At 37.5% G+C, this 11,722-nt stretch carries 8 protein-coding genes; 4 read left to right on the top strand and 4 right to left on the bottom strand.

What is annotated here, in order from left to right; genetic code table 11:
* Positions 1-13: 13 nt before the first annotated feature.
* Positions 14-160, top strand: a complete 147-nt coding sequence (locus ACFPFU_RS10350) for a hypothetical protein (protein WP_377064184.1) — start codon at positions 14-16, stop codon at positions 158-160.
* Between the two features lie 20 nt (positions 161-180).
* A complete protein-coding gene (locus tag ACFPFU_RS10345; RefSeq protein WP_377064182.1) occupies positions 181-1,092 on the top strand; it encodes a DUF2726 domain-containing protein in 912 nt (303 codons plus the stop codon).
* A 184-nt stretch (positions 1,093-1,276) separates the two neighbouring features.
* Here the strand turns inward: ACFPFU_RS10345 and ACFPFU_RS10340 are convergent, their stop codons facing one another.
* From ACFPFU_RS10340 to ACFPFU_RS10325, 4 genes are all read right to left on the bottom strand, one after another.
* Positions 1,277-1,798 carry a hypothetical protein gene (locus ACFPFU_RS10340; protein ID WP_377064180.1) on the bottom strand — a complete coding sequence of 174 codons (522 nt, stop codon included), beginning with the start codon at positions 1,796-1,798 and terminating at the stop codon, positions 1,277-1,279.
* A gap of 205 nt (positions 1,799-2,003) precedes the next feature.
* Positions 2,004-2,993 carry an HNH endonuclease signature motif containing protein gene (locus tag ACFPFU_RS10335; RefSeq protein ID WP_377064178.1) on the bottom strand — a complete coding sequence of 330 codons (990 nt, stop codon included), beginning with the start codon at positions 2,991-2,993 and terminating at the stop codon, positions 2,004-2,006.
* A 143-nt stretch (positions 2,994-3,136) separates the two neighbouring features.
* On the bottom strand, positions 3,137-4,144 hold the full coding sequence (locus ACFPFU_RS10330; protein ID WP_377064176.1) for a hypothetical protein: 1,008 nt from the start codon (positions 4,142-4,144) through the stop codon (positions 3,137-3,139).
* A gap of 382 nt (positions 4,145-4,526) precedes the next feature.
* Complete coding sequence (locus ACFPFU_RS10325; protein ID WP_377064174.1) at positions 4,527-4,892, bottom strand: hypothetical protein; 366 nt, start codon at positions 4,890-4,892, stop codon at positions 4,527-4,529.
* A 491-nt stretch (positions 4,893-5,383) separates the two neighbouring features.
* Here ACFPFU_RS10325 and avs1a point away from each other — a divergent pair, with 491 nt between their 5' ends.
* Positions 5,384-6,571: an AVAST type 1 anti-phage system MBL fold metallo-hydrolase Avs1a gene (gene avs1a, locus ACFPFU_RS10320; protein ID WP_377064172.1), complete on the top strand. Its 1,188-nt coding sequence runs from the start codon at positions 5,384-5,386 to the stop codon at positions 6,569-6,571.
* The gene (locus ACFPFU_RS10315; RefSeq protein ID WP_377064170.1) at positions 6,571-11,721 is read left to right on the top strand and encodes a trypsin-like peptidase domain-containing protein; all 5,151 of its coding nucleotides are present in this window, start codon (positions 6,571-6,573) and stop codon (positions 11,719-11,721) included. Before avs1a ends, ACFPFU_RS10315 begins: the two co-directional genes overlap by 1 nt.
* Position 11,722: the final 1 nt, after the last annotated feature.

Raw genomic sequence — 11,722 nt, 5'->3', positions numbered from 1 at the left:
ATGTGATGTTCATATGCAAATAGATATAAAGGGAAAAATCAATGAAAAGAAATTGGCGTACAACAGTACGCTACTTCCGCTATTTGAAGCCATCGTTAATTCCATTCAAGCCATTGAAGAAGAAAGTGCAATGGAAGGAATCTCGATTAGAAGGCTGTAAATTCTTTGGATACATAGCATATGAGAAAATCAGTATTTGACAGTAAAGCGGAGGAAAATCTATATAAAAGGCTCAAATCCTTTTGGAGTAGATATGTTGATGTTTTTCCCCAGTTACCACCCAAGAATGTTTTCGGGTACGACGCAATTAAGCAATTGAAGTTTGATGAAGGCGCTAAAGATTTCTTACTACAGACAAATTTCGATTTTGTCGTATGTGATACAGTTACTCATGCTCCATTACTGGTAATAGAATTTGACGGACTGTCGGGAGGATTTTCAAGAGAAGCTGAATATTTCATCAAGAGGCCTTTTGATAACGATCCATACCGTGAGTTGAAAATGAACACTAAACTCAAAGCCTGCCAATACTTTAACATCCCGATTATTGTAGTTTCCTATCAAGAATTTACGTTGTTAAACGAAAGCGAGCAGATGATCAATATCTTGGATGTAATTATTGCAGGTGCTATAGAAAAAGGTGAGCATGCTAAAAATTATCAAAAGTATGTTGACATGTTGACAAAGGCATACGAGTATGGAGGACAGGAAGGGGTTGATTGTGTAATGGTTGAAATCGAAATGATATCGGAACAGGCAAATCCCATAAAAAAGAAAATAAGGGAAATAACCAAAAAATTTCCACGATGGGGTACACAATTTTATTTTACAAGACCTGATGAGGAAGGTAATCTAAATGAAACGTTCAATCTCGATCTTGACATAAAGACCATAGACGGAGTTATGTACACCAAAAGACTTCTTTCTGTAAATATTAGCATAAGGCAAGTTGGAACATTTGCACATGACCCTGTATTCATTCTTAACACCATCGGCGAATATTGCCTCGTCATGAAGACTAAGAAAACTCTAGGATATAATTGGCAAAACTGGGCACTAGCCAGGAATAAGGCAGAATGGGTCAAATATTAGCTGTTGCTGATATATTAATTTGGCCTCTTGAAAATTTTCTTTAACCTATATGACCATCTGAGATCAGTTAAAAAGAGCCTATATCCATTCTTTGCCATAGGCTTTCACAGTTCCTGAAGGGAATTTCATTTTGCATTTAAGGTTTTCGAATTTGTCAAAGAAAATTTCTGCTTCATTCACTTAACTACTTCTCAGGTTCATCTCTCATTTTAGAGTGACTCTTTGTAATAAATCTTCCAAACCTATAAAATGGGGCGACAAGGTAGGGTGCAGCATCATCCAACAACTTGTATCTCAGAAAGACATAGTATCCAAAGAAAACAGCCACAATCCAAACCACATAATGGTCCGGATTTTCGATTTCCTTGATTTCACTTGCAAGAGCAAGAATGGCCCAACCTGATGGGATGCTCACCAAAGCAGTGAGAAGGATGAAAATGATCAACCACAACGTACTTCCCCTCTCTTTGAGCCCAATCATCATTCCTTTCACAATGTATATAAGAAGATACGTCACTACAGGAATCACACAAAAGATGATTTGAAATGCCTCATAGCTTTTAATGGCTCTTTCATCCAGGAGCCACAGCATTGTCCAATACGTTACAACAAGCAAAGGTGTAAACACCAACAACCAAGTTATCCATTTGATTGCTGTCCATAGTCCCCTCAATGACCGGTCAAAAATCATCTGACTATCGCTCATGGTTTTTTATCCTTTTAGATCGACCCCAAGCTTTGCTGGTGGTTTATTCTACTTAAAACATCCGTTAAAGATATGATTTTTCTATCGTACTCTAAAAAGCCGTCTGTGAGTACCCATTGCAAAGTTTCTTAGGAGCATTAATTCGATTTTAGTCGTTCAACTCGTGTAAGCTTATACAATGTTATGCGTTCAGTATTGTTAGTTTTCAAGTAAAATCATCAAAAGTATCTCCACCTGTCCACTCCAATCCTTGTGCAAGGGTAAACTGTTTCTCTACACCGTCTTTCTTGAAAAAACTTCCAAGACTTGAATGAACGAACAAATCGTTTTCATAAGTTACCTGTGCCAAAGACCAAGGTTTTATTGCATTATCATCGCTACTCTTACACATAATCCACAAAGTATTTTTGTCTTTAGATGTCACAAAATCCTCAATAATTGATTTTGAATATTTATTGGTGGAAAATATTTCTCCAATCTTAAGATTTGCTGCATAGGCCTCAATATGGTTATCCATACTTTCATGTGGGCAAAGAGGGAATCCGGATGGAGTTTTCCAATTCTTTTGAACGGCATTGGGCGTTTCGGAAGTTACAAATTCTGAAATTTCTTGAAATGAGGAAGGGTTTTGGTTACTCTTAAATATCCATTCGCCCAATGAACCACCTTTAGAAGAAGTATCATCATTTTCCTTGTTTGCCCAATTACTCAAACGTTTCCAAGATATTTGAGCTTCTTCCGGAGTAACAGCTCTCATCCATCCAAAATTACGGTCTTCGTTTACATAGTTTTTTAATATTGATGGGTCTTTGAGAAAAGCTTCGATACTTCCACAGAGGAATACTATTTTTTTTACCGTTATCGGGTTATTCAGGATGTTCTCCAACTTTGTTAACCAACGAAGGTTTTCAGGACGATTGTTTTTACGATTTGTGTCTATGTGGTCAACAATATGTTGAGTAGTTGGTGGTTCTCCTAAAAAAGCGTATGCCACGATGCGATGAACAACCTCTGAAACTATAAGCAGATAACCATTATTGTTTGGTTTTCCAAAAGTCCAATGATTATCATATTTACGCAATGGCTTGTTTTTACGAGGGTGTCGTAATACCGCTCCGTTATCCCGAACTGAGTAACGTTCATTTTTGTAAAAGCACTCGGCTTCTCGCTCAAAATCATTCAGATTTACGGTCATCTGTTTTTTGTTTGGTGTATTTGTTTGAATGTTGCCAAAACATCAGTTTCAGCATTTCATCCAATAGAATTACAAATATTCAATTACATCAGCTCAATGGTATTGCGCCAACACCCGCTTTTAGTAATTCTCATTTAGATGTTTTATTTGAAGGTCAGTTTAAATTCAGTGTTACTAACTTTTACTTCCAAGTCTAGCCAGTTCTTAAAGTACTTTGTTTTGTCTACTAGTTTTCTAAAGTCAACTTTAGAATTTCTGTTTTCCTGAACTCGTAAAAAATTCTTTCCAAATTCAAAATCTAAACTTTTAAAAATATCAATATCAGAAACACCATCATCATAATATGTCTTTAATGGTTCTATAGTATCAACGATACCTAGAATATAAAATAAGGGAAATTCACTGAACTGAATTGGCTTAAGACCTATTAATTCTTCCATGTCAAATTGTTTACAGGTATCTTCTGGCTGTATCCAAATATTGTGGATACTGATAGCATTTGCAGCAGTTTTATATTGATTTTCCAGTCTTTTCCCCCAGAATAAATTGTCTTCATTTAATTGTTTTTTTCTACGTCGTATTTTAATAAGTCTGTCAAAAAGTAACATCCCACCAAGTATTCCGTGGTCAACAACATTCCATTTTTTCTTACGAAACAGGAAATAATTATTCCGGACATGAAGAAGCTCTTTACATTTTGAGAATTTCCTATCAAATAAGGAATGTTCAATTTCAAACTTTTCAATGAGTTCAGAAATATTAGAAATGTTTTTCAATTCATTTTTGTCTTCCATTTGATAAGCATTGTCATGGAAAAGAGCAATCAAGAACCAGATGAATGGAAAGGAGCGATATCCCGGATCGCTGTTTACTAGCTTATATTTTTTATGAAATGAAGTATTATAATACATTAATACTCCCAAGAAAAATACTGAGCATATATGATTGGGAAGTCTTAGGTCTGCTACATTGATTTTGCACGATTTAAAAATTTCGACTTTCCCTCCTTTTTTGAAGTAGTTTAAAATGAAATTTGAATAGTCAGAATTATCAATAAAGGGTTTATCAGCCTCTAAATTCTCATTCAGTCCATAGTAGTAGTGCCATTGTTTAACTGTTAATTCTTCTATATGCTGATATATATTTTTCATAAGATATTGCCTTTACAGAATTCAAATGCCTGTGTAAGCTGTCGGTATTTTTCTTTTCATTGATTCGCATCAATAGTTAATTTGATCAACTTAAATCACTTGAACTGAAAAAATCCTAAACCAGATTTAGTTTTTATTGCGCTTAATTTATGCTCAAATATAAACGAGAAATATCATTTGAACTTGCTGTAGATTAAAGGATAGATTTATTTAAAACTGCTCATCCTTTTTTTTCTCAAACCGTCAAATGGATATAGAATCTTTTCAAGGCTTCTCCCTATTACATTCGTGTAGATGGGATAGGAGTTTTTATAAACAGTCTCTTCCGTGATTTATGAGGTGTTGAAACTTCTCCTTGAAACTAAAGTAAAAGAGTAATGGTCTATTTATGGGGAGACAAATAAGCCCAACGCCCCTGACCTGATCCGACAAGCGGGGATACCAAATGCCATTCACTTTTGTATTCATCAAATTCTACCAAATCCTCAGACCCGTCTGGATTCGCCCGTATGAACTGATCCTCACTTTTGACTCTATCATCTTGGTAAACCATAAACACCCCTTTTGAAAAAGCTTCCCTGTAAAGACCTTCAACGTTCTCTTGACTTTCTTTCCTTGATTGATCCAAGGTTCTTCCAATTCCCGGAATGATTTCCTCATCGTTTTTTCTTCGATATCCTTCAATGGTTTCTTGGTACTCATAACTGATTCGAATTGATGATATTTCAAAAGTAAACAATTTGGCCACAATTCATGACTATAGTAACTGCTATCTTCCCTCAGTGGGAATAGAAAATTTCTACGTAGTCTGACGACATCCCTTTGAAGGAAAAGTAGGCTTTGACGTTGTAAAAAAGAGGTGCTTCGGCACCGTACTTTGCCAGCCACCGGATCTGATATTATGTTTGTTCCATTCATGGCAATTCAATTTTGGCTTACAGGTCAAAATTGAAGGGCTTTCACAGGATTTTTCCCCACTGTAATTTGGAAATGGGTTGTTTTTTTGATGGTGAGCTACTCCAATAACTGTTTAATCAGAGGGTTACAAAGGTAAAACTCTTTAGGTGATTTTGACGCTAAAATGACCGTATTAAAGAGGAGAATGTTTATTTTTGAAGTGGCTCGATTAAAACGATACCTGCTGAAAATCTGAATAAGATAAAATGAGAAGTTCCAAAAGATGAATTGCAGAAATCAAAATAAAGAATGAATGATATAAAGTTAGACATAAATTAACTAATGCCAGATATTAACCTGAAAATTTACCCTGCTCAAAATGGGGATAGCTTTTTATTGAGTTTTGGAAAAACCCATCTTCTAATTGATGGGGGATATGTAAACACCTACGAAAGCTTTATTCGCCAAGATTTGGAAACCATAGCCAATAAGGGAGAAGCTTTATCCTATGTAATTGTAACTCATATTGATCAGGACCATATTTCCGGCATAATTAAACTTTTTGAACAGAATCAGCCAGAGAAATTTATAGAGATCGCTAACGTATGGCACAATTCCTACCGGCATATACATCCTGAAAAGGAAGGGCAAGAGGTAGTTAAGAATAAAGTGCTGGAGGTGATAAAGGGAGGTGCATATCTAAAAAAGGTTACTAATGGTGAAGAGACTACCATTAGTGCCTCTCAAGGTTCTTCCCTCGCATCTTTATTATTGGAGGGTAAATATACCTGGAATGCCGAGCTTGATGGCAAAGCTGTGGCCACAGATAATGGGCAGCATTTTGACCTGACGGGTGATCTTCATTTAACTTTACTCTCTCCGAATATCGGAAAATTAAAGGGTTTAGAAAGAGCATGGCGAAAAGAACTTATTAAAAAAGGGTATTTAAACGGATTACCAGAAACCGGGTATTATGATGATGCATTTGAATTTATGGTAGCCAAATACCGAGAAAGACCAAGGTACAAAGAGAGAAAAATTGCCAAAGCAAAACCTGACATGAAGGACTTACTCAATCAACCTTTTTTGGAAGACACTACTCCTGCCAATGGTAGTTCTATGGCTTTTATCCTTGAGTACAAGACCACAAAGTTATTATTCATGGGTGATGCACACCCGGGGATTGTAGCCGAAAACCTCAAATCTCTTTACGCTCCCGAGGATTTTCCTGTTAATTTCGATCTGATAAAGACTTCTCATCACGGTAGTTGGGCTAATAACAGTCCGGAACTGTATAGGCTTATTGATTCACCGTCATATGTTTTTTCTACAAATGGTGTGGGTCACAACCACCCCGACCTTGAAACTATTGCCCATATTGTTTCAAGAAAAAGTGAGTACACCCGTAAGCTCTTCTTTAATTATCCTCTTGAAAAAGCCAAAGCCTTTGATGAACCTTTCTTAAAGGAGAAGTATGATTATAAAATTATTCAAGCCGATGGGGAACGCCCTTTGGAAATAAGTTTCTGATGGAAAAAATAATAAGCGCCAAACAATTAGAAAATTCCTCTTTTCAAATTAAGTGTGGGACAGATCAGGGCACTGGTTTTCTGGTAGCCGAAAATCTTCTGATGACTGCCAGGCATGTAATATTGGATTGTCTTGAAGGAGGTGAAAGCATCCTCGTAGGAGATGAACAATACAGTCTGGATGATATTAAGAAAGAAAATAAGCACCTAGATTTATGCCTTATTCAGCTAAAGAAGAAGGTTGATAAGTATCTGCCACTTACTAAAGCTAAACTAAGTTTCAACCAACCTTGTGTTCTCTATGGCTTTCCTTATGTAGAAGATAAGCATGGCGTTCATATAAAGGCAAGAATAAACAAAATCACAGTAGAGGCTCACTGGGATTTTTCAGTTACAGATAGCACCATTGATGAAAACATTAATTACGAAGGTCTCTCCGGAGGAGCGGTAGTTTCGAATAGCAGAGTTATAGGCATAAGCCTGATGCAACAAGGCAAATCAATTTTAGCCATAAGTGTGAGCAAGGCTTTTGAATGGTTACTGGAAGCAGGAGTTCAGGTTAGTGACGAAGAGAGTTTAAATAAAATACCCCCGTCCTTAAAGGAACAAGTAGACACTTCCACACCTAACTATACGGTGATGGAAGGTCTGTCGAACAAACTGATTAATCACAAAGGATGGTTCTTATGTTACGGGTCACCAGGAAGCGGAAAAACTACGTTGATGGCTGCATTTAACGCAGACAATGATGGCATCAAAGTATGCGGACGGTATTTTACCAGAGTACCGCAGGATAAGCAGGGTTCAGTAAGCAGGACCTCAGGAAAAAGCCTGATCTTATGGATAGAGGATTCCGTGACGGAAGTTCTGGGTATGCCGGTAGATGTTCTGGACAAAATTGAAGATCGGATCGAGAGAATCCCGATCTTGTTAGAACAAATGTGTCGTCAAAATCCTGATGTCAACCATACATTTTTTATAGATGGATTAGATGAGGTAGACGATTTAGATTCGTTTCTGGGAATTTTCCCCAACGAGCTCCCATCTAATCTGTCCCTGGTCTTATCTTGTACGGCACAAGACATTCTTCCGAAATTTGTCAAGGAGAAATTATTGGAAGAAACCACCATTGAGGTAACTCCTTTGGATATAGGACAATGTGAAGTCTACATCAGGGAAGAGCTACAAGGGAAGGAGCTAACTACGGAAGCGATACAGCAAATAGCTCATAAATCAGAGGGGCACCCTCTCTACTTACAATACCTTATCAATTTCCTTAAAACTAATGAGATTGATAAGGATGAAATTGAGCATTGGGTACAAGAGACCCCGATTATTGGCGGAGAAATTAATAAGTACTATGAAGCTATCTGGCAGAAGTTTTTCAGGGAAGAGGGCAAACTTTGGATTATCCTGATCCTGTCTCAGTTAAGAGGGACTATTAATCAGGAAACTCTAATCAATATGCTGCCCGATGATTATCGCCTAGGGTTTTATTCACATTTCGGGCCTATTAGTTATTTAGTGAAGGGAGATACTCATTTAGAACTCTATCATACGTCATTCAAACAATTCATCACTTCCCAGGTACCCGGGTTTATTCCCTTGGCCAATGACTCTATTTCCGGGTTTTGTGAGCAGCAAAGTCATCACCCATACACGGTAGATAATAAATTGTATCATCTGACTTTGAGTAGTGACAAACAGCAGGCGGTAGCACTTTGCAACCAGGAGTGGATTGATTTCAGCGCTACACAACATGTTCATCCAGACCTGATTGTTCAGGATGTAAAAAGGGTGATAAAGGTAGTTTTGGATCAGAAGAACGCTAATGAGCTTATCCGTTTACTCCTGTTGTTGCAGCGTATAGAGTTTAGGTACGATAATGTTTTAGCCGAGAATGCCAAGCCAATGGCTGCCGCCCTGATTGCCCTCGAAGAGTGTGGGGCTGCTATGAAATACTTAATTCGTGGTAATAATCTATTAATTGATGATGATGCGGTAATTGACTTCCTTCTGTTACTTTATGAAAATGAGTCCTATGAAGAAGGAAATATATTATTAAATGCATTTAACACTCGGTACAGGCACTTCATCCAGGAAGAATTTAGAAGTCCAAATGGCTTTTCCCTGATCCCTTTTTTTAAAAAAATATGTGCATCCACGCTTTCCATACTTTCTATGGGAGAAAAAGGAATGCAAGAGGTTGAACACACCTTTCGCTCACTCAAGGATTTTCAGAATTTGGCCGAGAAACATAAAGAAATGGAAGTCTATCGGGCACTGTATAGCACAAGAGAAATGGGGACTTCCTGGCACAACGGTTTTGCTATGCGTTTTTTTGATGGGTATGTAAATGTGAAAGAGCGATCAGAGATTTCAGGAGCTGCCATAGATGATAAATGGGCAAGAATTATTGCCCTATCTATCATACATTTTCAAGAGTTCAATCGGTATAATTTAACCTATGTTGACAAAACCAACTCCTACCTTAAAAGTATTGAAGATTTAGAGTGGCTCATTGACAATTATGGTTATGACAGCGAGAACAGAACTCCTTTTGTTTTGATCAAAGCGCTTATCGGTGACAGCAAACGACTTGATATTATTGAGCCATTGATTGAAAAGCATCTTCTTTCAGAGGGTTCCCAAATACTTGAAATACGAGAGTATAACGGAGTTGATTTGAATTACAAATCAATGCACTCTTCCTATTTCAATGCTGTTTGTAAGGGCTATAATACGGCAATTGATCAATTACCAACATTGCCTAAACGCTATTTAAGGCTTACCAATTGGGAGCAATACTATAAAGAACTATTGGAGCATCTGGGTTTGCTCGAAGGGATGCTGAGCAGGAAAAAAGTATTCGGAGAAGACTATGGTGAATTATTGAAGCACCTCAGCAGTTTGTTAAAACTCAATGAACTTAAACTGGAGGAACGGTCTCATTGGGAAAGGAGTTATCTGATTCCAGAGGATTTGGTTCCTTTCATTTTTACGAAAATAGCAGGCCTCTTTGTCTCCTTTTTTCGCGAATCCATTGATACATTAAGCAGTTTTATTGAACAGGGTAGTAAAGACCAGTTGGGTGTATTTACCGAAGGATATCGGGAAATACTTGTTTCGGTCATTGAAGTGGTGATTAAACATGAGGCAGCCGATTCACACACACTTTTACTGATCGAATTACTTGAAGACCACATCGTAAAACATGTTCAAAACAGATGGGAAAGAACTCCAGGATTGATCCGGGTCGTAGAGTTCTATGGTTTAATGAATAAAAAAGAACGGGCGAGGTCAGCTTTTCAGGAGATGCTCAAGACTTCAATGGGGCCATCCTGGTATAAAGAGTCGCAATTGCAACTACTCAATGCCACTTTGAGATTGAAGTCTGATCAAAGCAGTTCTTCTAATTATTCTTGGAAGTTTGCTTCCTTATTAGATTATGCCTCCGGTGAGATGACCTTTCAGCGATCCATTCGCTATGAGAAAGAAAGTTTTATTGGTGATTTAATTGCCAAAGGCAACCTTGACAAGGCCATTGAATATCTGAAATTTGAAACCGTTCCTCCTGCCGATGTTGTTATTCAGAATGCTGAATATTTTACTGTGGATGCCAAATCTTTGGGGAATGGCTATGCTCTGGGAGCAAGAAATATAACTATTCAGAATTCAGTTTTAAAAATACTTGAAGAATGTAATGACTTGTCACCCTATATCAAGGCTAGCCTATGTAGCATCTTCACAGTAAACGATGATGTCTTTAGGTATGTGGATGATTTCGCCAAACACATGGCAGAAGCTTTAAACGATATTGATGATAGCCATCACCGATTACAGATTTTCGATTTGATTTTTGATATCATTGAAGCAGACGAGATGAAGGATGAAAGGGCGCAGTATGTTAATCTGTTGATCTTAAATTTGAAAAGCAACATATATAATGAGTTAAAGAAGGCTGTAATAGCCAAAAAAAGCTGGGAGCTCCCAGATAAAAATGAAGAGACCGAGCCTGATATTGAAAAAGCAGGAGATCAAAGAACCAACAGCTTTGATGAATTCAATGAACTGTGTGAAAGTAGTCCCAAAAGAGCATCAAGGGATAAATTAATCCAACAAGGTACTGAGGCATTTGCCAAAGAACGTATTAGCATTTGGTATGGAAATTGGTCCGGGTCACACAAAAAAGCCAAGGAAAACCTGAAAGCTTTGTTAGAAAACACGGAAGAGGTAGTAGAAAAACTGGCCTCCTCCGTTCAAAATATGAGTGTAGAAGCCTGGACAGTTGTGGATGAACTTCTATGGTTCCTAGATGGCAAGATGACCCAGGATCAGATTGACAAGGTATATGAAGACATTGCAGATCATTTTGAGTTGCTTATTCGACCGGAGGATTTTGTTTTTCAAAAATACGATTGGGTCAAGTCATATGAGGATGTGGCTTCCACCAACCATCAAGTAATCAGGTTTATCATTTGGTTACTTAATCACCCATTGGATTGGATTAACAACGGTGCTTCTAAAGCCTTGATGTTTTTAAGTAGCTGTATATCAGATGATATAATCAACCTGTTGGTGGAGGAGAGTATTTCAAAAAAACCATCGGCTTTACCCGAAAAAAGTGCTGTGCTTCTATTCAATATTGTCCAAAGTTCACCGGACAAACTTCGAATGAGATTGGAAGAGAACCCTGACCAGATAAGCGCCATAGCTGAAGTAAAACACCTTACAATATTTAAGCACTACCTTGAAATGGGAAAATTACTGAGTGTATCAGGCTATAATTATCTAATGGAAAAACTAAACAAAGCCTTGCCTGAGTCCATTGTTGGAAACAGTGAGGTAGCATTCGATGAGGAAATGTTGACACCTATTCAGGAAGAAATTGATGAATTAAATGACCTGAAAATCCTGGATAGGGAATTTTGTGAAAGCATTTTGACCAAAGTAGAGAAAGCTTGTGAGTCAATGCCCTGGCAGGATATATTAAAAGCGGATAAGTACATAAGGAGGAGCTTTCAAGAAGCTCAATTTACTTACGAAGGAAACTATTATGAATTAGTAAGATGTGCTTTGAATCAGTCAATAATGCCTCGTGTGGCAAAAAACAACATAGATCAGATTTATGAAGCGATTAACCCTATTTAAA

The sequence above is a fragment of the Negadavirga shengliensis genome, assembly GCF_042652345.1.
In the GTDB taxonomy this organism is placed as follows: domain Bacteria; phylum Bacteroidota; class Bacteroidia; order Cytophagales; family Cyclobacteriaceae; genus Negadavirga; species Negadavirga shengliensis.
Note: the sequence above shows the minus strand (reverse complement) of the source record. Positions and strands in the feature narration are given on the sequence as shown.